Here is a 20,180-nt window from a genome sequence, read left to right as displayed (position 1 = left end):
CCCCGCATCCTACGACCGAGATCGCCACAGCCCGCTGTGGGAGGATCGACGGCACTCATCGGTACAACGTCGCACCCACAAGGAGCGTGCCCATGTCGTCGAATCCGGTCGCCGAGACCGTCGCCTCGCTGATGCCCAGGGCGAAGGCGGAGCTCACCGAGCTGGTGGCCTTCAAGTCGGTGGCGGACTTCGACCAGTTCCCGAGGAGCGAGAGCGAGGCGGCGGCGAACTGGATAACGGCCGCGCTGCGCGCCGAGGGCTTCCAGGACGTCGCCCTGCTCGACACCCCGGACGGGACGCAGTCGGTGTACGGCTACCTGCCCGGTCCCGCGGGCGCGAAGACCGTCCTGCTCTACGCCCACTACGACGTGCAGCCGCCACTGGACGAGGCGGGCTGGATCACCCCGCCCTTCGAGCTGACCGAGCGCGACGGCCGCTGGTACGGGCGCGGCACCGCCGACTGCAAGGGCGGCTTCATCATGCACCTGCTGGCCCTGCGCGCCCTCAAGGCCGACGGCGGGGTCCCGGTCCACGTGAAGATGATCGTCGAGGGCTCGGAGGAGCAGGGCACGGGCGGCCTGGAGCGCTACGCCGAGCAGCACCCCGAGCTGCTCGAGGCCGACACCATCGTCATCGGCGACGCGGGCAACTTCCGCGTGGGCCTGCCCACCGTCACCTCCACCCTGCGCGGCATGACCATGATGCGCGTGCGCATCGACACGCTGGAGGGCAACCTGCACTCCGGCCAGTTCGGCGGCGCCGCCCCCGACGCGCTGGGCGCACTGATCCGTGTCCTGGACTCGCTGCGCGCCGAGGACGGCTCGACGACCGTCGACGGCCTGACCGACGGGACGGCCTGGGATGGCCTGCAGTACGACGAGGAGCAGTTCCGCCGTGACGCCAAGGTCCTGGACGGTGTCGGTCTGATCGGCTCCGGCACGGTCGCCGACCGCATCTGGGCCCGCCCGGCCGTCACCGTCCTCGGCATCGACTGCCCGCCGGTCGTGGGCGCCACCCCGTCCGTGCAGGCCAGTGCCCGTGCGCTGATCAGTCTGCGGGTGCCGCCGGGCACGGACGCGGCCGAGGCGACCAAGCTGCTCCAGGCCCATCTGGAGGCGCACACGCCGTGGGGTGCGCGGGTGCAGACCGAGCAGATCGGGCAGGGCCAGCCGTTCAGCGCCGACACCGCGAGCCCCGCGTACGCGGCGATGGCCGAGGCGATGGCGGTGGCCTACCCGGGCCAGGAGATGCAGTACGCCGGGCAGGGCGGCTCCATCCCGCTGTGCAACACCCTCGCGGCCCTCTACCCGCACGCGGAGATCCTCCTCATCGGTCTGAGCGAGCCCGAGGCCCAGATCCACGCGGTCAACGAGAGCGTGTCCCCGGAAGAGCTGGAGCGCCTGTCGGTGGCGGAGGCCCTGTTCCTGCGCACGTACGCGGCGAGCTGAGTCACCGGCTCCGGCCGACAGCAGAGGGCCTCGTCTTCCGGACGGGGCCCTCTCCACGGTCGCCCATGGACGTCGTCGAAGCTCCTCCCCCACCTCCGCCTCCCGCGCTTCCCGGTCGGCCAGGCCGACCTGGCGTGTTTCGGCCACGGCGACCCGGTGACCGGGCGTGCCTCGGCGGTCCTGCGCGAAGCGGCGGACAAGTTCTCTTCCGCGCACTGAAGATGGGGACCATGGCCCCCACCGCACGCCTCACCGCCCACCACGCCCTCGCCACCACCCTGGACCTCCTCAGCGACCAGGAGCTCGCGGACCTGGTGGCGTCCGGGACCCCGCTGGGCACCGGAGTCGGCGGACAGGTGCTGCGCGTCGACGTCGACGGTCAGCCGGTCTTCGTGAAGCGGATCCGCCTCACCGACACCGAACTGCGCCCCGAACACGCCCGTTCCACCGCGAACCTCTTCGACCTGCCGCCCGTCTGCCACTACGGCGTCGGCGACCTCGCCAGCCCTGGCCTCGGCGCCTGGCGGGAACTCGCGGTGCACGCGATGACGACGCGCTGGGTGCTCTCGGGCGGCTTCCCCGGCTTCCCGCTCACCCACCACTGGCGGGTGCTGCCCGCCGAACCCCGGCCGCTGTACGAGGACCTGGCCGACGTGGACCGTGCCGTGGCGTACTGGGGCGGACGCCCAGGCCTGCGCAAGCGGATCGAGGAACTGCGCTCGGCGTCGGCGAGCCTGACACTGTTCCTGGAGTACCTCCCGACCACCCTCCACGACTGGCTGGCCGAAAAGCTCCGCACGGACGACGCGGACGACGCCTGCGCCCTGGTGGAACGGGAGTTGGCACACCTGACCGCCTTCCTCCGCGACGCGCACCTCCTGCACTTCGACGCCCACTTCCGCAACATCCTCACGGACGGACGGCGCCTCTACCTCGCCGACCACGGCCTGGCGCTCTCCCCCCGCTTCCACGTCACCGCTGAGGAGAGGGACTTCATCGAACGTCACCGCGGCTACGACCGCGCCTACACCCTCACCTACCTGGTGAAATGGCTGGTCACCGACCTGTACGGACACCACGGCGAGGAACGCGCGGCCTTCGTGCGTGCCTGCGCCGAAGGCCTGCGGCCGGAGGGAATCCCGGACGGTGCCGCCGCCCTCCTCACCCGCCACGCCCGGGTCGCCACCGTGATGACCGGCTTCGAGCGACGACTGCGGGAGGAGAGCAGGTCGACGCCGTATCCGGCGGAGGAGCTGGAGCGGGCCTCGGCCCCGTCAGAAGGTCACCCGACCGGGATCCCGGCCTCCAGATAGAGCGCGGCCCCCCGCTCACGTGCCCGCAGGGCCCAGCGCAGCCGCTCGTAACGCACCGGCGGCAGCAGATGGGCCGCCTCCTCCTCGGTGACGAAACGCCAGGCCCGCAGTTCGGGCCCGGGCAGCAGCACTCCGGCAGCGGCTTCGGAGTCGAGCCTGCCGCCGTCGAAGAGGAGGCGCAGCCCGCCGTATCCGGGAGGCTTCGGCCGTTCCCAGTCGACGACCAGCAGCCGGGGTACGTCCTCGAGCCGGACGCCGGTCTCCTCCTCGACCTCGCGCATGCCCGCGCGCGCGGGCGCCTCGCCCGGCTCCACGACACCGCCGGGGAACTCCCAGCCGGGCTTGTAGGTCGGGTCGACGAGCAGCACCCGGTCGTGCTCGTCGAAGAGCAGCACCCCGGCGGCCAGCGTCTCGGCGGTGGGCTCGGGGGTCTGCACGATGTCGCAGGCGGCCACGTCACCGCTGCCGACGGCCTCCGCGATGCGGACGGCGGTCTCGTACGGGGTGAGGTCACTGGTGTCGACAGGGTGGGCGTCGCCGGTGAGCCAGACGGCGAGGGCGGCGCGGTACGGCTCGATGTGGTCGTACGACCACTGCCGTACGCGTATCTCGCCGTCGGGGAGGTCGGGCGGGATCTCCCGCCCGGCTATTCGCTCGCGCAGGATCGTTTCGGCCGGGGCGAGGAGCACATGGTGGACGGGGATCCGGCGGGCGGCGAGGCCGCCGAAGATCTCGTCGCGGTACTCCTGGCGCAGCAGGGTCATGGGGACGACGAGGGTGCCGCCGAGCTCGCCGAGCAGGGCGGCCGCGGTGTCGATCACGAGCCGGCGCCAGATCGGCAGGTCCTGGAAGTCGCCGACCTCGGCGAGGTGCTTGGGCGGCAGCAGCTGCGGGAGCGCCGCGCCGATGACCTCGGGGTCGAAGAGCGTGCTGTTCGGGATCAGGTCGATCAGTTCCCGTGCGGTGGTGGTCTTCCCCGCACCGAACGCGCCGTTGATCCAGACGACGGTCACTTTTCCCCCTCTTCTGTTGGCCCCCTGAGGCTTGCCCGCTCCACCCTGCCACGGAAACCACCTCCCGTTGAGGGCGCGCACGCCGTGGGGGGGGGGGCCCCCCCCCGGGGGGGGGCACCGGGCCCCACGGTCGGGTGCGGAATCCGTCAGTCGCTCTCGCCGCCCAGGGCACCCTCGTCGACGGCCGACGTGTCGGCGACGGTCTGGTCGAGCGTGCTGAGGGTGTCCCCGACGTTCAGCCCGTCGAGGTCCTCACCCCCCAGGCCGTGCGAGGGGGTGATCGCCGCTACGACGAAGCCGGTGGCGAGGGAGGCGATGGCGAGCATGCTGCGCTTCTTCATGGCCGGTTCAACGCAGGAACGCGGCGCGGGGTCACGCGTTCGCGCGAGCGAGAGGCGCGCCGGGGATCCCGTCCGCGCCCGGCGCGGTGCGGGCGATCACCAGCAGCGGGCGCGGCCATCGGCACGCAAGCCGGTCGCACCGCGGGAGCAGGAAGTGTCCCAGGTCGTGGAGCCCGCCCCGGTGCGGGCCCGCAGGCCGCAGAGGATCTCCGCGCCCACCCTCTCCGGCAGCTCCCCGTCGGTTGACCCGCCGGTCCGCATCGACCGCCGGCTCACTGCGCCGCCACGCCTCCCCGTACTGGTCGCGGGCGGTACGGACGCGCCGGGGCCCGCGTCCGCCTGAACGTTCCTCCAGAGAGGAACCTCCTCCAGTGACCGGTCACACCCCCGCCGCCGTCACCCCCGCCCCGCTCGCCAGCGCCGCCGCGGCCGCCCCCACCAGCCCCGCGTCCGTGCCCATCTGTGCGGGCGTCACGGTGAGTCGCTGGACGAAGGACAGGGTCGCGTAGTCGGCGAGGAAGCGCCGCAGGGGTGTGAAGAGGACGTCGCCCGCCTTGCCCACGCCGCCGCCGATCACGGCTATGTCGATCTCGACGAGGGTCGCGGTGGCGGCGATGCCGGCGGCCAGCGCCTGGGCGGCACGCTCGAAGGAGGCCACGGCGACCGGGTCGCCCGCACGGGCCGCGGCGGCCACCGCGGCCGCGGAGGTGTCGCCGTCGGGTCCGGGCCGCCAGCCGTTCTCCAGGGCACGGCGGGCGATGTGGGGGCCGCTGGCGATGCGTTCCACACAGCCGCGCGCCCCGCACGGGCACGGATCGCCGTCGAGGTCGACGCTGATGTGACCGATGTGGCCGGCGTTGCCGGTGGGGCCCGGATGCAGGCGTCCGCCGAGGACCAGGCCCCCGCCGACGCCGGTGGAGACCACCATGCACAGGGCGTTGTCGTGGCCCCGGGCGGCGCCCTGCCAGTGCTCGGCCGCCGTGATCGCCACCCCGTCGCCGATCAGCTCCACGGGAAGGTTCCCGGTGGTGGCCCGCACCCGGTCGACGAGGGGATAGTCGCGCCAGCCGGGCACGTTCACCGGGCTCACCGTGCCGGCGGAGGCGTCCACCGGGCCCGCGCTGCCGATGCCGACGGCATGGGCGCGCCCCCACAGCGGCGACGCCGTCAGCTCTTCCAGCACGTGCTCGACGGCCCGCATCACGGTGTCGCCGTTCTCCTGTGCGGGCGTGGGCCGCTGGGCGCGGACCAGGATCGTGCCGTCGCCGTCCACCAGGGCTCCGGCGATCTTGGTGCCGCCGATGTCGAGCGCTGCCACGAGGTCGGTGTGCATCAAAGTCTGGGTTCTCCCCGTCAACCATTGGAAACCATTGGAAACCATCGGAAAGGGCCTGGCCGGTCCAACGGTGGGGGACGTGGGCCGGAGAGTGCGGTGGACAGTGTCCCCGCATCTGACAACGTTGTCCAGGCCCTATGCTCGACTCCACATCCTCATACACCTCCAGGGACCCACGCATCCCCGCGGACGACAGGACAGGACACCGCATCGTGCCCGAGACCCCCCGCCGCCCCGTCGGCCTCGCCGGAACTCGCTACGGCAACCGTCCCACGATGAAGGACGTGGCGGCACGCGCGGGGGTCGGGCTGAAGACCGTCTCCCGTGTGGTGAACGGCGAGCCGGGCGTCACGCCGGAGACGGAGCGGCGGGTCCAGGAGGCCATCGACGCGCTCGGATTCCGCCGCAACGACAGCGCGCGGGTCCTGCGCAAGGGCCGTACCGCCAGCATCGGCCTGGTTCTGGAGGACCTCGCCGACCCGTTCTACGGCCCGCTCAGCCGCGCCGTGGAGGAGGTGGCCCGCGCCCACGGAGCGCTGCTCATCAACGGCTCGAGCGCCGAGGACCCGGACCGGGAGCAGGAGCTGGCGCTGGCGCTGTGCGCGCGCCGGGTGGACGGCCTGGTGATCATCCCGGCCGGGGACGACCACCGCTATCTGGAGCCCGAGATCAAGGCGGGCGTGGCCACGGTCTTCGTCGACCGGCCGGCCGGCCGGATCGACGCCGACTGCGTCCTGTCGGACAACTTCGGGGGTGCCCGGCAGGGCGTCGCCCACCTCATCGCGCACGGGCACCGCCGGATCGGCTTCATCGGGGACATGCCGCGCATCCACACCGCCGCGGAGCGGCTGCGCGGCTACCGGGCGGCCATGGAGGACGCGGGCATACCGGTCGGCGACGCCTGGATGTCCCTGGGAGCCACCGATCCCGGCCGGGTGCGCCGGGCGGCCGAGGAGATGCTGTCCGGGCCCGCGCCGGTCACGGCGATCTTCTCGGGCAACAACCGGGTGACGGTCACCGTGATCCGGGTGCTCGCCGAGCAGGACCGCCGGGTGGCGCTCGTCGCCTTCGACGACCTCGAACTCGCCGACCTCCTCCAGCCGGGCGTCACCGTGATCGCCCAGGACGCGGCCGCCATCGGCCGCACCGCCGCCGAGCGCCTCTTCCAGCAGCTGGACGGCACCCTGGTCCTCCCCGAACGCATCGAACTGCCCACGCGGCTCATCGCCCGCGGCTCGGGCGAGCTGCCCCCGGCGGACTGAGCCCCGCGTGTACGAACGCGATCTGCACCGCACGCTGGAGGCGCTCGGTCTCGCCGACGCGCCGCGCGAGCATCCGCTGACGTACCCCGGCCCCTGGCCGGCGGACTCCGGACTGCTCGACGGGAACCGGCTGTTGCCCCTGGACCGCCTGACCTTCCCCGACCGGACACCGGTCCTGGCCATCGGCTCCAACGCCTGCCCCGGCCAACTGCGCCACAAGATGGCCGAGTTCGGGATCACCTCGCCGATCCCGATGGTGAAGACCCGGGTCACGGGCATCGACATCGGCGTCTCCGCGCACATCAGCCGCATGGGATACCTGTCCGCCTCCCCCGTCGACGCCCCCGGCGTGACACGCGAGTTGTTCGTCATCTGGCTGGACGCCGAACAGCTCGCGGCGATCGACGCGAGCGAGGGCGTGCCGCTGCCGCACGGCAACTACGCCCGCGTGCCGTTGCCCGCTCCCGAGGTGCGGATCGAGCTGGAGAACGGTGAGACGCTCACCGGCGCGTTCGCGTACGTCAACCGTCGCGGAGTCCTGCACGACGGCACCGGCGCCCCGCGCAAGCATCCGGGACAGCGCGCCCTGCTCACCGAACTCCTGGTGGAGTCGGCCGAGTTGAGGCGGCTTTTCGGTGTGGCTCCGGAGGAGTTCTGTGCCCGCGCCCGGGCCGACGCGGGGCTGTGCGAGCGCGGCACCCAACTGTTCGCGAAGGAGAAGCTCGTGACGAATTCAGGACTGGAGCACCTGATCGTCCGTTAGGGTCGTCCCACGGCATCGCGTGTCGGTCACCGGCCGGGTGAGGCATGGAGGTGCCCGTGAGTTTGCCTTACGGAGGCATTCCACACATGTCAGTCGAGTTGAACCACACCATCGTCCATTCCCGTGACAACCGGGAGTCCGCCGAGTTCCTGGCCCACATCCTGGGACTCGAAGTCGGGGCCGAGTGGGGCCCGTTCGTTCCGGTCGACACCAGCAACGGCGTCACCCTGGACTTCGCCACCATCCCGGCGGAGTCGATCGTCATGCAGCACTACGCGTTCCTCGTCTCCGACGAGGAGTTCGACGCGGCGTTCGACCGGATCAAGCAGGCGGGAATCACGTACTACGCCGATCCGCACGGACAGCAGCCGGGTGAGATCAACCACCACCACGGCGGGCGGGGCCTGTACTTCATGGATCCCGCCGGGCACGGGATGGAGATCATCACCACCCCGTACACCTTTCCCGAGCAGTAGCGGGTCCTGAGGACCGTCGGCCGGCCGGGGTGGCGACGCCCCGGCCGGCCGCCGCCGGGGCCTGTCCGGCGGATCAAGTCGCGGGAAACCGGCGGTGACTCATCGGCGCGGGCGAGCGGGGGGACGGGGGCGCCCCCGCGCGAGGCTGTTCGAGCGTGGAGGCAACCGACGACGACGTAGATGGGCGTGCCAAGTCCCGTGTCTCTGGCATACCGCCGGACGGGCCCTAGGGTGCCGATGCCGTGAGGTCACCCCGGCGGGGGGCCGCGAAGCCCTCCAGGGCGGCCCTGGTCAGCCCGGTGGCCCCCGTCACCTCCGCGAGGTCGAGCGCGCCGCAGTCCAGGCCGCGCAGCAGGTAGCCGCTGAGGGCCTTGGCGGTGGCCGGCTCGTCCATCACGTCGCCGCCGGACCGGTTGGCGTACCGGGACAGGCGCTCGGCGGCCTGGACGAAGCCCTCGCGGTAGAAGGCGAAGACGGCCGCGTAGCGGGTCGGGAGGTGGCCGGGGTGCATGTCCCAGCCCTGGTAGTAGGCGCGGGCGAGGGCGCGGCGGGTGAGGCCGTAGTGCAGGCGCCAGGCGTCGTGGACCTTCTCGGTGGGGCCCACGGGCAGGACGTTCGTGGAGCCGTCCGAGACGCGGACTCCGGTGCCGGCCGCCGCGACCTGCATGACCGCCTTGGCGTGGTCGGCAGCCGGGTGGTCACTGGCCTGGTGGGCGGCGGAGACACCGAGGCAGGCGCTGTAGTCGAAGGTGCCGTAGTGCAGGCCCGTGGCGCGTCCCTCGGCGGCCTGGATCATGCGGGCGACGGTGGCGGTGCCGTCGGTGGCGAGGATGGCCTGGCTGGTCTCGATCTGGATCTCGAAGCCGAGCCGGCCCGGCGCGAGCCCGCGCGCCTTCTCGAAGGCCTCCAGGAGCCGCACCATCGCGCCGACCTGTTGCGGGTAGGTCACCTTCGGCAGGGTCAGGACCAGTCCGTCGGGCAGTCCGCCGGCCTGCATCAGGCCGGTGAGGAAGACGTCCAGTGTGCGGATGCCCCGGTCGCGGACGGCTGCCTCCATGCACTTCATGCGGATGCCCATGTACGGGGCCGCGCTGCCCTTGGCGTACGCCTCGGCGATCAGCCGGGCGGCCCGGGCGGCCGTCTCGTCCTCCTCGGCGTCCGGGCGCGGGCCGTAGCCGTCCTCGAAGTCGACGCGCAGGTCCTCGATCGGTTCCCGCTCCAGCTTGGCCCGCACGCGCGTGTACACCGGTTCGGCGAGTTCGTCGGAGAGGCCGAGGACGTCGGCGAAGGACGTGGCGTCCGGGGCGTGCTCGTCGAGGGCGGCGAGAGCCCGGTCGCCCCAGGAGCGGAGGGTGTCGGCGGTGAAGGCGTCGCCGGGGACGTAGACGGTGTGGACGGGCTGCCGGGTGCCGGGGTCGCCGGGGTAGCGGCGGTCGAGTTCGGCGTCGACGGGGGCGAGGGAGGCGCTGATCTCCTCACTGACGGCGCCCGCGAGGCTCGTCGCCACCGTCTGCTGCTGGCCGTGACCCATCTCACAACCTCCACTTTTCCGCGTTACGGAATCAGCAATCCGCATACCGAAGCTAACTGCGGATCTTTCGGACGGTCAACACCCTGTCCACGCCCCGACCATGCCGCTGGTCCCGTGTCGCCTCCCTTTCCCCCTTCCGCACCAGAGGTCAACACCTTCATCCTTGCTCACGAGGGGAGGGAGCACATGGCGGGCTCGGGGGGGATGACGCGGCGCACAGGACTGCGCACCGTGGTGGCGGCCGCCGTCGCGGTCCCCCTGCTCGGGACGGTCCGGGCCTCCGAGGCGCCCCGCGAGCGCCCCCGGCGGGCGTTCCCGGCCCCGCGGCTGGAGGTCATGAGCTTCAACCTCCGCTTCGCCGGCAGCAAGGAGCCGAACAGCTGGGCCGCCCGCCGCCCGGTGATGCGCGCCCTGCTGCGCGAGGCGGCCCCGCACGTCATCGGCACCCAGGAAGGCCTGTTACCGCAGGTGCGCGACATCGAGGCCGACCTCGGACCGCACTACGACTGGATCGGCACCCAACGCGCGGAGGACGACAACGAGTCGGTGGCCGTCTTCTACGACACCCGCCGGCTCACTCCGGTCGAGCACGCCCACTTCTGGCTCTCTGACACACCCGGCGTGCGCGGCTCCAACACCTGGGGCGCGCACGATCCCCGCATGGTCACCTGGGTCCGCTTCCGTGACCGCTACGCCGACGGGCGGGAGTTCTGCCTCTTCAACACCCACCTCGACAACGGAAGCCAGTACGCGCGCGTGCGCTCGACCTCGCTGATCATCGATCGGCTCGCCAGGTTCGAGCCCGACCTGCCCGTGCTGGTCACCGGCGATTTCAACGCCGTCGCCCACCGCAACCCGGTCTATGAGGCGCTGTTGGGCTCCGGTCTCGTCGACACCTGGGACACGGCGCGGCGGCGTGGGCCGGAGTACGCGACCTTCCACGGCTACAAGCCGCTCACGCCGGGCGGCGACCGGATCGACTGGATCCTGGCCCGGCCCGATGTAACCGTCCATCGGACGTGGGTGAACACCTTCTCCGCGAACGGCCAGTACCCGAGCGACCATCTGCCGGTGCAGGCGTCCGTGAGCCTGGGATGAGCCGAGGCCCCCGCGACCACGGTGGTCACGGGGGCCTCGTACAGCCCGGCGGCGATCAGCCGATCGGGGGATCAGCCCTTGCGGGCCTTGATCTCCTCGGTGAGCTGGGGGACGACGTCGAACAGGTCGCCGACGACGCCGTAGTCGACCAGGTCGAAGATCGGGGCCTCGGGGTCCTTGTTGACGGCCACGATCGTCTTCGAGGTCTGCATGCCGGCGCGGTGCTGGATGGCGCCGGAGATGCCGTTGGCGATGTACAGCTGCGGCGAGACGGACTTGCCGGTCTGGCCGACCTGGTTGGTGTGCGGGTACCAGCCGGCGTCCACCGCGGCACGCGAGGCGCCGACGGCCGCGCCGAGGGAGTCGGCGAGGGCCTCGATGATCGCGAAGTTCTCCGCGCCGTTGACACCGCGGCCACCGGAGACCACGATCGCGGCCTCGGTCAGCTCCGGACGGCCCGTCGACTCACGCGGGGTGCGGCCGGTGACCTTGGTGCCGGTGGCCAGCTCGCCGAAGGAGACGGACAGGGCCTCGACGCTGCCGGCGGCCGGAGCGGCCTCGACCGCGGCCGAGTTCGGCTTGACGGTGATGACCGGAGTGCCCTTGACGACCCGAGACTTGGTGGTGAAGGACGCGGCGAACACCGACTGGGTGGCCACCGGGCCCTCGTCGCCGGCCTCGAGGTCGACGGCGTCGGTGATGATGCCGGAGCCGATGCGCAGCGCCAGACGGGCGGCGATCTCCTTGCCCTCCGCGGAGGACGACACCAGCACCGCGGCCGGGGACACCTGCTCGACGGCGGCCTGCAGCGCGTCCACCTTCGGTACGACCAGGTAGTCGGCGTACTCGGAGGCGTCGTGGGTGAGGACCTTCACCGCGCCGTGCTCGGCGAGCGCCGCGGCGGTGTTCTCGGCACCGGCGCCGAGCGCGACGGCGACGGGCTCGCCGATACGGCGGGCCAGGGTCAGCAGCTCGAGGGTGGGCTTGCGGACGGCGCCGTCCACGTGGTCGACGTAGACGAGGACTTCAGCCATGGGATTGCTCTCCTGCGAAACGAAGTTGAGGGGGCGGTCAGCGGGGGCGAGCCCTTAGATGAACTTCTGGCTCGCGAGGTACTCGGCGAGCTGCTTGCCGCCCTCGCCCTCGTCCTTGACGATCGTGCCGGCGGTGCGGGCCGGGCGCTCGGCCGCGGAGTCGACCTTGGTCCAGGCGCCGTCGAGACCGACCTCCTCCGCCTCGATGTCGAGGTCGGACAGGTCCCAGGACTGAACCGGCTTCTTCTTGGCGGCCATGATGCCCTTGAAGGACGGGTAGCGCGCCTCACCCGACTGGTCGGTGACCGACACGACGGCCGGCAGGGAGGCCTGAAGCTGCTCGGAGGCGGCGTCGCCGTCACGGCGGCCCTTGACGGTGCCGTCCTCGACGGAGACCTCGGACAGCAGGGTGACCTGCGGGACGCCCAGACGCTCGGCCACCAGGGCCGGGACGACACCGCCCGTGCCGTCGGTGGAGGCCATGCCGGAGATCACCAGGTCGTAACCGGCCTTCTCGATGGCCTTGGCCAGGACCAGGGAGGTGCCGATGACGTCGGTGCCGTGCAGGTCGTCGTCCTCGACGTGGATCGCCTTGTCGGCGCCCATCGACAGCGCCTTGCGCAGCGCGTCCTTGGCGTCCTCGGGACCCACCGTCAGGACGGTGATCTCCACGTCGTCGTCGGAGTTCTCGGAGATCTGCAGCGCCTGCTCGACCGCGTACTCGTCGAGCTCGGAGAGCAGACCGTCCACGTCGTCCCGGTCGACGGTCAGGTCATCGGCGAAGTGCCGGTCGCCAGTGGCGTCGGGCACGTACTTCACAGTGACAACGATCCTCAAGCTCACGCCGGCTCTCCTACTGCTTCGTCAGTTCTCGGCTGCCTTCTTGCAGGCAGCATAGGCGCCACAAGCGGCCGATCCCGGTCGGGGCGGCCCGCGCTCCGATCGAAATATTACTCGTCAGTACACCCAGTTCGTTCCCGCTAAGCAAGCGCTTTGAACTGTGACCTTTGCAACGCAGCGTAATCGGAATCGGACGGTTTCGCAGGAGAGCCGGGCAGTGATCAATCACGCAGCGCGGTGAACCGCCCCTGGTGGTAGAGCAACGGACGGCCCGCGCCGTCCGGATCGCCCAGGACGACCTCGGCCAGCACGATGCGGTGGTCCCCCGCGGGCACGCGCGCGACGACCCGGCAGACGAGCCAGGCGAGCACGTCGTCCAGGACGGGCACGCCCTCCGGGCCCTCGCGCCAGGCAGTCGCGGCGCCGAACCGGTCGGCGCCGCTGCGGGCGAAGGTGGCGGCCAGCTCCCGCTGGTGCTCGCCGAGTATGTGCACCCCGACATGGCCGGTTCGGGAGACCGCCGGCCAGCTGGAGGCACCGGTGCCGATGCCGAAGGAGAGCATCGGGGGCTCGGCGGAGACCGAGGTGAGCGAGGTGGCGGTGAAGCCCACCGGGCCGGTCTCGCCGGAGGCGGTGATCACGGCGACTCCGGCCGCGTGGCGGCGGAAGACCGAGCGCAGGAGGTCGGGTGAGGCGAGCTGAGGGGTGCCGAGGCCGGGCGTGGCCGTCATGGAGTTGTCCTTCTGCGGGGAGTGACGAGCGGGGTCGTGGCTGCTCAACGAGCCGGACAGCGCGCGCTCGCGGTACGGGCCAGGTCGACGTGGGCCCGTCCGTACAGAAGGAGTTCCTCAGGCATACGGTCAGGCTGACGATAGGTGGCAGGCGCAGTCAAGTCCGTCCCGGCATCCGGGAGATGCCGCACCGTCCCCGGCACCGGCCTCACACCGCCTCCCCCAGGGCCGCGATGACGTCGGCCTTGCGGGGCTGGCCGGTGGCGCGGCGCACGATGTGGCCGTCGGCGTCGAGGACCAGCACGGTCGGGGTCTTGAGAACACCGAGTTCGCGGACGAGGTCCAGACGGGCCTCGGCGTCGATCTCCACGTGGGTCACACCGGGGACCATGCCGGCGACCTCGCCGAGGATCCGGCGGGTCGCCCGGCAGGGGGCGCAGAAGGCACTGGAGAACTGCACGAGCGTGGCGCGCTCGCCGAGTTCACCGCCCAGCCGGTCGGCTCCGAGCCGCTTGCCGTCGTCGCGCCCGCGCACGCGCACCCTCCCGCTCCGCCGTCGGTGCAGCACTCCGTAGGCGCTCGCCGCCGCGAGCACCGCCACGCACACCATGAGTCCGGTCATCACCAGCACAGCATTCACGAGACTGCAAAGATTCCCGCCTCCCGGACGTCTTTCCGCTGCGGAATGCTTGATTCATGGACATTGATGTGAGGGGGCCGCGCTTCGCGGCGGCCGTCACGACCGTCGTCCTGGCGGTCGTGCTGATCACCCAGAACGCCTGGCTGCTGGCCTGGCAGACGCTGGCGTTCGCGCTCGGCGCGGCGGGCGGGGTCGGCCGCTCGCCGTACGGCTGGGCCTTTCGTGTGGCCGTGCGCCCGAAGCTCGGGCCGCCGACGGCGTTCGAGGCGCCGCAGCCGCCGCGGTTCGCCCAGACGGTGGGGCTGCTCTTCGCGGGCGTGGGCCTGGTCGGGTTCACGCTGGGCCCCGACTGGCTGGGGTTCGCGGCGACCGGGGCGGCGCTCGCGGCCGCCTTCCTCAATGCCACTTTCGGGTACTGCCTGGGCTGCGAGATGTACCTGCTCGTACGGCGAGTGGCGGTACGAGCGGAGTAAAGGCGACTTAAAAGGGCGAGGTGGATCACTGGGCGGAGTGACGAGGATCTCGCGGTTCACGGGCACGGGGGCTGGCTCCCCGGCCGTTCTTGGGGCACGATCTGCGAGATGCCGTAAACCTACGGCTGCGTAACTCTGCCGCGGGAGTCCCTTCCCCGGCAGAGAGAAGGAAGGGTCCGAACCCGCCCATGGCAGAGCTTGTCTACCGCCCCGTCGTCGGCCTCGCCCAGACGTTGTTCAAGGTCTGGGACCTCAAGATCGACTGCAAGGGGTCGGAGAACATCCCGCGCTCGGGTGGAGCCGTGCTGGTGAGCAACCACATCAGCTACCTGGACTTCATCTTCAACGGCCTGGCCGCGCTCCCGCAGAAGCGTCTCGTGCGGTTCATGGCGAAGGAGTCCGTCTTCCGCCACAAGGTCTCCGGTCCGCTGATGCGCGCCATGAAGCACATCCCCGTGGACCGCAAGCAGGGTGAGGCGGCGTACGCGCACGCCCTGGACTCGCTGCGCTCCGGCGAGATCGTCGGGGTCTTCCCGGAGGCCACGATCTCGGAGTCCTTCACGCTGAAGAGCTTCAAGTCGGGCGCCGCCCGGCTGGCCCAGGAGGCGGGCGTCCCGCTGATCCCGATGGCCGTGTGGGGCACGCAGCGACTGTGGACCAAGGGCCATCCGCGCAACTTCAAGCGCAGCCACACCCCGATCACCATCCGGGTCGGCGAGGCGGTCGAGGCCTCCCGCGACAAGTACGCGGGCGCGATCACCCGGCAGCTGCGCGAGCGCGTCCAGGAGCTTCTGGAGGCCGCCCAGCGCGCCTACCCGGTGCGCCCCAGGGACGCGAACGACACCTGGTGGATGCCGGCGCATCTGGGCGGCACGGCGCCGACGCCGGAGCAGGTGCGCGAGGCCGAGGCCCGCTGACGTCCCCTTCCCCGACCCCCGCGCCCCGGGCGTGGGGCGGCAGCCGATAGGGTCCCGGCCAGAACCGGAAGCCGGGTGACCGGGGCGCCTGACGGCGGCCGCCGGTCCGGCTGTCGACTGCCGAACGCGCTACGGGGGCGAGGATGCGGCGCTGGACCAAGGTGTCGGTGGCGGCCGTGGCCGCGCTCGGTCTGGGCGGCTGGATCGCCCAGCCGTACGTCCACGAGTGGTGGGTGATCCGCAGCGCCTGTGACGGGGTGCTGCCCGACGACGCCGTACGCTCCCTCGTCCCGGACGACGCCCGCGTCGTGGGCACCGAGGCGGGCGGCGTGAAGGAACTCGGGGACTACCGCTGCGAGGTCACCGTCGCCGACGACCACAGTGCCGACTGGTCGCTGCTGGCCCTGCAGGCCTACACCCGGCGCGACGACCAGGACCGCGCGTTCATGGGGACGTTCCCGGACAGCGGGTTCGCGTCTCAGGCGGCGATGCCCGCGGGACTTCCCGGGTTCATCGGCCGGTTCGGCAGGCTCCAGTTCCTGCTCGACTGCCCCGACCTGGGCAAGGACGCCGACGGACGGCAGCGCAAGCTGCTGGTGCACGCCGGGATCAGTGTCAACGGCACCTGGCGCCAGCCCGCCTCCTACGAGGTGGCCGTCGCGTTCGTCAACGCCGCCTCCGAGCGCCTGGGGTGCGGCGCGAAGCCGCTGACGGCGCCGAAGGGCATCAGCCCGGCCGACCCCGGGGAGGACGAGCCGAGGACGGTCCCGTTGGCGGCCGCCCGGGACACCGCCTGCGGCTGGCTGGCCGACGCGGGGCTGCCGGACCCAACCCACTGGAAGGTCGACGCGCAGCTCACCGACGCCGCGCCCACGGGCCGCTGCGACGTGGCCCTGGGCGACGAGCTCACGGACGGCGACGCGCGGGGGATGGACTTCGTCGCCTGGTTCGGCGACTGGAGCACCCGGCTCGTCGCGGGGAACAACGGCACCGACCGCCCGTCACTGTCCGCGAGCGCCCGCTGCGACGGCGAGGCGGCGCACTTCGCGCTCGACGCCGCGAAGGACATCCCCGGCGTCGGCCCGGCGAAGAAGCGGGCGCTGTTGCAGGCCTTCGCCGCGGAGCAGGTGAAGCGGCGGGGCTGCACGGACCTGCGTCTGAACGCCTGACGTGGGTCAGGTCGCCAGCCAGAGCGCCCGTACGTACCGGTCGTCGATGGCCTGCCGCATCACGTCGGCCCGCGCCTTCGGGATCTTCCGCGCCGCCGCCCAGAAGTCCACCACCCTGAGCAGTTGGTGCCGGGCGTCCATCAGGTCGCCGCGCATCCGGCCCGCGGGGCGGGCGGTGATGCCCGCCATCGGCAGGCGGGTGGTCAGCTGCGCGGTGTGGGCCAAGTACACGCCGCGCGTGTACCGGCCCACGGTCGCGTCGAAGGCGGCGAGGTCGGGGATGGTGCCGTCACGGGCGTAGCGGGCCCGGTACTTCATCAGGGCGCCGACCCGGTCGGCCATGTGCTCGAGGTCGCTGTCGACCCAGTAGGTGTCGGGGCTGTCGAACCCGTCCTTGTGCGGCTTGGGGTGGTAGTCCGGGTCGCCGCCCTTGTCGTCGAGCCGTTCCAGGTAGTACGCGAGCCAGGCGCGTTCGGCGGCGTAGAGGATCGCGAACGCCTTGGGGTCCTTGGCGAGTTCGGCGATCAGGCTCTCCAGGTCGGCCTCGACGTCCGAGTACGGCTGGGTGTGTTCGAAGTCGGCGTGGGCCTCGCCCGGGGCGAGGAACCGGCCGTACGTCGTCCAGCCCTCGTCGTCGAGCCGGGCCAGCTCGGCGGGGACTGCAGGGCGTACCGAGTCGTCGTCGGACCTGGTGTAGCGGTGCTGGTCGACGATGTACTGGGCGAGCATGCGGGCCACGCCCGGGGCCATCCCGTCGGGCAGTTCGACGTCGTCGAGCGCGGCGGCCACGGCGAAGGCGCTGCGGGCCTGGGCGAGGGTGTGCGGGTTCTCGATGCCGGTGGCCCGGGTGGCCGCGTCCACCACCTCGCCGAGCACCTTGCCACCGTCGCCGCACGGGTGCTCGTGCACGAGGAGCTCGCGTACGGCGTCGAAGCGGGCGAGGTCGTCGCCCGGGTCGAGGGCGCGCGTCGCGGCCGCCGGGTCCTTGGCGAGGGCTCGGGTGGAGGAGGGGATCTTCTGGCAGGGCGTGTCGTCTCCGTCGGCGAGGAGGAGCGGTACGGCGGTGGCGGTCGCCAGGAGAGCGAGGGCGACGGCGGAGGCGAGCAGCCAGTGCCGGCGCAGCCGGGCGAGGGGGCCCGACGGGGTGGGGTCCGGCTCGCCGCCGGGCTCCTCGTCCGACCGGTCCTGCGGGTGCCCGCCCGGCTGACGGCCGTGCGGCAGGCCCTCGTTCCCATCCGCGTCGGCCTCGCGGCCCTCTCCCCCATCACGCATGCCGGGAGATTAGCGACTGCGACCGGCCGGCTCCGCGCCGGGGGTGCTCACAGAGCGGTGGGCAGCGTCTTCCAGAGGTACGGCCGGTCGGGGGCGGCCTTCAGCGCACCGAGGACCGCCGGGTGCGGCGCGGCGTACAGGACGGGGTGGTCCAGTTCGCCGGCCTCGGTGTCGGGCGTGAAGGCCAACTGTTCGCCGTCCAGGGAGAACTGGGCGTTCACGCCCGGCTTGTTGCCGCGTGGGTCCTGCCGGTGCCAGCCGCCGTGGAAGCGGACGGCGACCAGTCCGTGCACCACGTCGAACGTCTGGTAGCACAGCGCGGTCGGGATGTCCTCGGCCCGCAGCAGCGCGGCCAGCGCGTGGGCCTTGGCGTAGCAGATGCCCGTCTTCTGCTCGAGCACGTCGGAGGCGCGCCAGGTGACGCGGAGGTCGCCGGAGTCCTGCGAGTGGGGAATGGTGTCGCGCACGAACTCGAAGGCCAGTCGCGCATAGGCATACGAGTCCTCCGCGTTCCGGGCGAGACGTGCGGCGGTGTCCCGCACCAGCGGATGGTCATGGTCGATGACCTCGTCGGCGGCCAAGTACGCGGACAGGTCGGGGGTCTCCTGGATCAGCTCCATGCCTGGAGAGCATAGAAATGCGATCACCCGCGAGTCAATGACTTTTCAGGCGACCGCATATCTATGCATGACCCGGGTGTGGCCTGCTAGCGCGCCGTCTCCTCCTTCAGTGCCGCCACGAACGCGTCCACGTCGTCCTCCGTCGTGTCGAAGGCGCACATCCAGCGCACCACACCGGCCGCCTCGTCCCAGAAGTAGAACCGGAACCGTTTCTGCAGCCGCTCGCTCACGTCGTGCGGCAGCCTGGCGAAGACGCCGTTGGCCTGCACCGGGTAAAGGATCTCCACGCCGTGCACCGCGCGGACGCCCTCGGCGAGCCGCTGGGCCATCTCATTGGCGTGGCGGGCGTTGCGCAGCCAGAGGTCCTTGGCCAGCAGGGCCTCCAACTGCACCGAGACGAAGCGCATCTTGGAGGCGAGCTGCATCGACAGCTTGCGCAGGTGCTTCATGTGGCTGACGGCGTCCTGGTTGATGACGACGACGGCCTCGCCGAAGAGGGCGCCGTTCTTCGTACCCCCCAGGGAGAGGATGTCGACGCCGACGGCGTTGGTGAACGTCCTCATCGGCACGTCGAGGGAGGCCGCCGCGTTCGCTATCCGGGAGCCGTCCAGGTGGACCTTCATGCCGTGCGCATGGGCGTGCTCGCAGATCGCGCGGATCTCGTCCGGTGTGTACAGCGTCCCGAGCTCGGTGCTCTGGGTGATCGAGACGACCTGCGGCATCGCGCGGTGCTCGTCCTCCCAGCCCCAGGCCTGCCGGTCGATCAGCTCGGGGGTGAGCTTGCCGTCGGGTGTGGGGACGGTGAGCAGCTTGAGGCCGGCCATGCGCTCGGGCGCGCCGCCCTCGTCGACGTTGATGTGGGCGCTCTCGGCACAGATCACCGCGCCCCAGCGGTCGGTGACCGCCTGGAGCGCGACGACGTTGGCGCCGGTGCCGTTGAAGACCGGGAACGCCTCGGCCGTAGGACCGAAGTGGCCGCGGATGATCCGCTGGAGGTTCTCGGTGTAGTCGTCCTCGCCGTACGCCACCTGGTGGCCGCCGTTGGCCACGGCCAGGGCGGCCATCACCTCCGGGTGGGCCCCGGCGTAGTTGTCGCTGGCGAAACCGCGGACCTCGGGGTCGTGATGGCGACGGGCGTCGGTCTTCGGGGGGTTCACGGCTGCTCGGTGAGCCACAGACGCTGTCCGTTCACTTCGGGGGCGGGCCTCTCCCAGACTCCGACGATGGCCTCGGCCAGGTCCTTGACGTCCGTGAAGCCCGCGAACTTCGCGTTGGGTCGCTCGGCGCGCATCGCGTCGTGCACCAGCGCCTTCACCACCAGGATCGCAGCCGCGGAGGTCGGGCCCTCGGCGCCCCCGGCCTTGCGGAAGTAGTCGGCCATGGCCAACGTCCACGCCTCGGCGGCGGCCTTGGCGGCGGCGTAGGCGGCGTTGCCCGCGGTGGGCTTGCTGGCGCCCGCGGCGCTGATCAGGACGTACCGGCCGCGGTCGCTGCGCTGCAGCGCCTCGTGGAAGGCGAGGGAGGTGTGCTGCACGGTGCGCACGAGCAGCATCTCCAGGAAGTCCCAGTCGTCGAGGCGCGTCCTGGTGAAGGTCTCGCTGCCGCGCCAGCCGCCGACGAGGTGGACCAGGCCGTCGACCCGACCGAAGTCCTTCTCGACGCGGTGGGCCCACTCCTGGGTCGACTGCAGATCGAGCAGGTCGACCGTGTCGCCGGTGACCGTGGCGCCGCCGTGCGCGTAGCTGGCCGCGTCCACGGCCGCCGCAAGGCGCTCCGGGTCGTTGTCCGAGCCGACGACGGTCGCGCCCGCCTCGGCGAGCCGGAGCAGTGCCGCCCGGCCGGCGGGTCCGCCCGCGCCGGCCACCGCGATCACCGCACCGCTGAGAGCCCCGTTCCCCATGTT

The 20,180-nt window shown here is 71.8% G+C and carries 22 protein-coding genes; 10 read left to right on the top strand and 12 right to left on the bottom strand.

The window, feature by feature from the left end; translation table 11 throughout:
* Positions 1-92: 92 nt before the first annotated feature.
* Together ACPT94_RS40005 and ACPT94_RS40000 are read left to right on the top strand one after the other, a co-directional pair.
* The gene (locus tag ACPT94_RS40005; RefSeq protein ID WP_425248000.1) at positions 93-1,448 is read left to right on the top strand and encodes a dipeptidase; all 1,356 of its coding nucleotides are present in this window, start codon (positions 93-95) and stop codon (positions 1,446-1,448) included.
* Between the two features lie 230 nt (positions 1,449-1,678).
* Positions 1,679-2,761: a BUD32 family EKC/KEOPS complex subunit gene (locus ACPT94_RS40000; RefSeq protein ID WP_425247999.1), complete on the top strand. Its 1,083-nt coding sequence runs from the start codon at positions 1,679-1,681 to the stop codon at positions 2,759-2,761.
* Here ACPT94_RS40000 and ACPT94_RS39995 read toward each other — a convergent pair.
* Together ACPT94_RS39995 and ACPT94_RS39990 are read right to left on the bottom strand one after the other, a co-directional pair.
* Positions 2,731-3,774, bottom strand: a complete 1,044-nt coding sequence (locus ACPT94_RS39995) for an NUDIX hydrolase (protein WP_360331199.1) — start codon at positions 3,772-3,774, stop codon at positions 2,731-2,733. The genes ACPT94_RS40000 and ACPT94_RS39995 overlap by 31 nt on opposite strands.
* Before the next feature lie 146 nt (positions 3,775-3,920).
* The gene (locus tag ACPT94_RS39990) at positions 3,921-4,115 is read right to left on the bottom strand and encodes a hypothetical protein (RefSeq protein WP_360331202.1); all 195 of its coding nucleotides are present in this window, start codon (positions 4,113-4,115) and stop codon (positions 3,921-3,923) included.
* 154 nt (positions 4,116-4,269) lie between these two features.
* On the opposite strand from ACPT94_RS39990, the gene ACPT94_RS39985 reads away from it, so the two are divergent.
* Positions 4,270-4,458, top strand: coding sequence for a hypothetical protein (locus ACPT94_RS39985; RefSeq protein ID WP_360331205.1), 189 nt, complete (start codon positions 4,270-4,272; stop codon positions 4,456-4,458).
* Between the two features lie 36 nt (positions 4,459-4,494).
* Here the strand turns inward: ACPT94_RS39985 and ACPT94_RS39980 are convergent, their stop codons facing one another.
* A complete protein-coding gene (locus ACPT94_RS39980; RefSeq protein WP_360331208.1) occupies positions 4,495-5,448 on the bottom strand; it encodes an ROK family protein in 954 nt (317 codons plus the stop codon).
* Between the two features lie 215 nt (positions 5,449-5,663).
* Here ACPT94_RS39980 and ACPT94_RS39975 point away from each other — a divergent pair, with 215 nt between their 5' ends.
* The 3 genes from ACPT94_RS39975 to ACPT94_RS39965 all read left to right on the top strand — a co-directional run bounded on the left by ACPT94_RS39975 (position 5,664) and on the right by ACPT94_RS39965 (position 7,952).
* Positions 5,664-6,713 (top strand): LacI family DNA-binding transcriptional regulator, encoded by a 1,050-nt coding sequence (locus tag ACPT94_RS39975; protein WP_360331210.1) that lies wholly within the window; start codon positions 5,664-5,666, stop codon positions 6,711-6,713.
* Positions 6,714-6,720: 7 nt separating this feature from the next.
* Positions 6,721-7,476, top strand: coding sequence for a hypothetical protein (locus ACPT94_RS39970; protein WP_425245629.1), 756 nt, complete (start codon positions 6,721-6,723; stop codon positions 7,474-7,476).
* Positions 7,477-7,562: 86 nt separating this feature from the next.
* Entirely contained in the window at positions 7,563-7,952 is a 390-nt protein-coding gene (locus ACPT94_RS39965) for a VOC family protein (RefSeq protein ID WP_425245630.1), read from the top strand.
* Positions 7,953-8,178: 226 nt separating this feature from the next.
* Here the strand turns inward: ACPT94_RS39965 and ACPT94_RS39960 are convergent, their stop codons facing one another.
* Positions 8,179-9,483: a DUF6986 family protein gene (locus tag ACPT94_RS39960; RefSeq protein WP_425245631.1), complete on the bottom strand. Its 1,305-nt coding sequence runs from the start codon at positions 9,481-9,483 to the stop codon at positions 8,179-8,181.
* A 186-nt stretch (positions 9,484-9,669) separates the two neighbouring features.
* Between ACPT94_RS39960 and ACPT94_RS39955 the strand changes: the two genes are divergently transcribed.
* The gene (locus ACPT94_RS39955) at positions 9,670-10,581 is read left to right on the top strand and encodes an endonuclease/exonuclease/phosphatase family protein (protein ID WP_360331221.1); all 912 of its coding nucleotides are present in this window, start codon (positions 9,670-9,672) and stop codon (positions 10,579-10,581) included.
* A gap of 71 nt (positions 10,582-10,652) precedes the next feature.
* Here the strand turns inward: ACPT94_RS39955 and ACPT94_RS39950 are convergent, their stop codons facing one another.
* From ACPT94_RS39950 to ACPT94_RS39935, 4 genes are all read right to left on the bottom strand, one after another.
* Positions 10,653-11,615 carry an electron transfer flavoprotein subunit alpha/FixB family protein gene (locus ACPT94_RS39950; protein ID WP_425245632.1) on the bottom strand — a complete coding sequence of 321 codons (963 nt, stop codon included), beginning with the start codon at positions 11,613-11,615 and terminating at the stop codon, positions 10,653-10,655.
* A gap of 54 nt (positions 11,616-11,669) precedes the next feature.
* Entirely contained in the window at positions 11,670-12,458 is a 789-nt protein-coding gene (locus ACPT94_RS39945; protein WP_360331227.1) for an electron transfer flavoprotein subunit beta/FixA family protein, read from the bottom strand.
* Positions 12,459-12,676: 218 nt separating this feature from the next.
* Positions 12,677-13,186, bottom strand: coding sequence for a flavin reductase family protein (locus ACPT94_RS39940; protein WP_360331230.1), 510 nt, complete (start codon positions 13,184-13,186; stop codon positions 12,677-12,679).
* Between the two features lie 208 nt (positions 13,187-13,394).
* A complete protein-coding gene (locus ACPT94_RS39935; RefSeq protein ID WP_360331232.1) occupies positions 13,395-13,808 on the bottom strand; it encodes a TlpA family protein disulfide reductase in 414 nt (137 codons plus the stop codon).
* A 74-nt stretch (positions 13,809-13,882) separates the two neighbouring features.
* Here ACPT94_RS39935 and ACPT94_RS39930 point away from each other — a divergent pair, with 74 nt between their 5' ends.
* The 3 genes from ACPT94_RS39930 (at position 13,883) to ACPT94_RS39920 (ending at position 16,385) form a co-directional block, all read left to right on the top strand.
* Positions 13,883-14,299 (top strand): DUF4395 domain-containing protein, encoded by a 417-nt coding sequence (locus ACPT94_RS39930; RefSeq protein WP_360331235.1) that lies wholly within the window; start codon positions 13,883-13,885, stop codon positions 14,297-14,299.
* A 188-nt stretch (positions 14,300-14,487) separates the two neighbouring features.
* Complete coding sequence (locus ACPT94_RS39925) at positions 14,488-15,216, top strand: lysophospholipid acyltransferase family protein (protein ID WP_189943980.1); 729 nt, start codon at positions 14,488-14,490, stop codon at positions 15,214-15,216.
* A gap of 143 nt (positions 15,217-15,359) precedes the next feature.
* Positions 15,360-16,385 (top strand): hypothetical protein, encoded by a 1,026-nt coding sequence (locus tag ACPT94_RS39920; RefSeq protein WP_425245633.1) that lies wholly within the window; start codon positions 15,360-15,362, stop codon positions 16,383-16,385.
* Between the two features lie 6 nt (positions 16,386-16,391).
* Here the strand turns inward: ACPT94_RS39920 and ACPT94_RS39915 are convergent, their stop codons facing one another.
* From ACPT94_RS39915 to ACPT94_RS39900, 4 genes are all read right to left on the bottom strand, one after another.
* Positions 16,392-17,657: a hypothetical protein gene (locus tag ACPT94_RS39915; protein ID WP_425245634.1), complete on the bottom strand. Its 1,266-nt coding sequence runs from the start codon at positions 17,655-17,657 to the stop codon at positions 16,392-16,394.
* Between the two features lie 47 nt (positions 17,658-17,704).
* Complete coding sequence (locus tag ACPT94_RS39910) at positions 17,705-18,277, bottom strand: transglutaminase domain-containing protein (protein ID WP_360331244.1); 573 nt, start codon at positions 18,275-18,277, stop codon at positions 17,705-17,707.
* An 86-nt stretch (positions 18,278-18,363) separates the two neighbouring features.
* The gene (locus tag ACPT94_RS39905; RefSeq protein WP_425245635.1) at positions 18,364-19,434 is read right to left on the bottom strand and encodes a threonine aldolase family protein; all 1,071 of its coding nucleotides are present in this window, start codon (positions 19,432-19,434) and stop codon (positions 18,364-18,366) included.
* Entirely contained in the window at positions 19,431-20,177 is a 747-nt protein-coding gene (locus ACPT94_RS39900) for an SDR family NAD(P)-dependent oxidoreductase (RefSeq protein ID WP_425245711.1), read from the bottom strand. The genes ACPT94_RS39905 and ACPT94_RS39900 overlap by 4 nt, the downstream gene beginning before the upstream one ends.
* Between the last annotated feature and the right edge of the window lie 3 nt (positions 20,178-20,180).

The organism is Streptomyces aurantiaciflavus, assembly GCF_049808595.1.
Taxonomy (GTDB): domain Bacteria; phylum Actinomycetota; class Actinomycetes; order Streptomycetales; family Streptomycetaceae; genus Streptomyces.
Note: the sequence above shows the minus strand (reverse complement) of the source record. Positions and strands in the feature narration are given on the sequence as shown.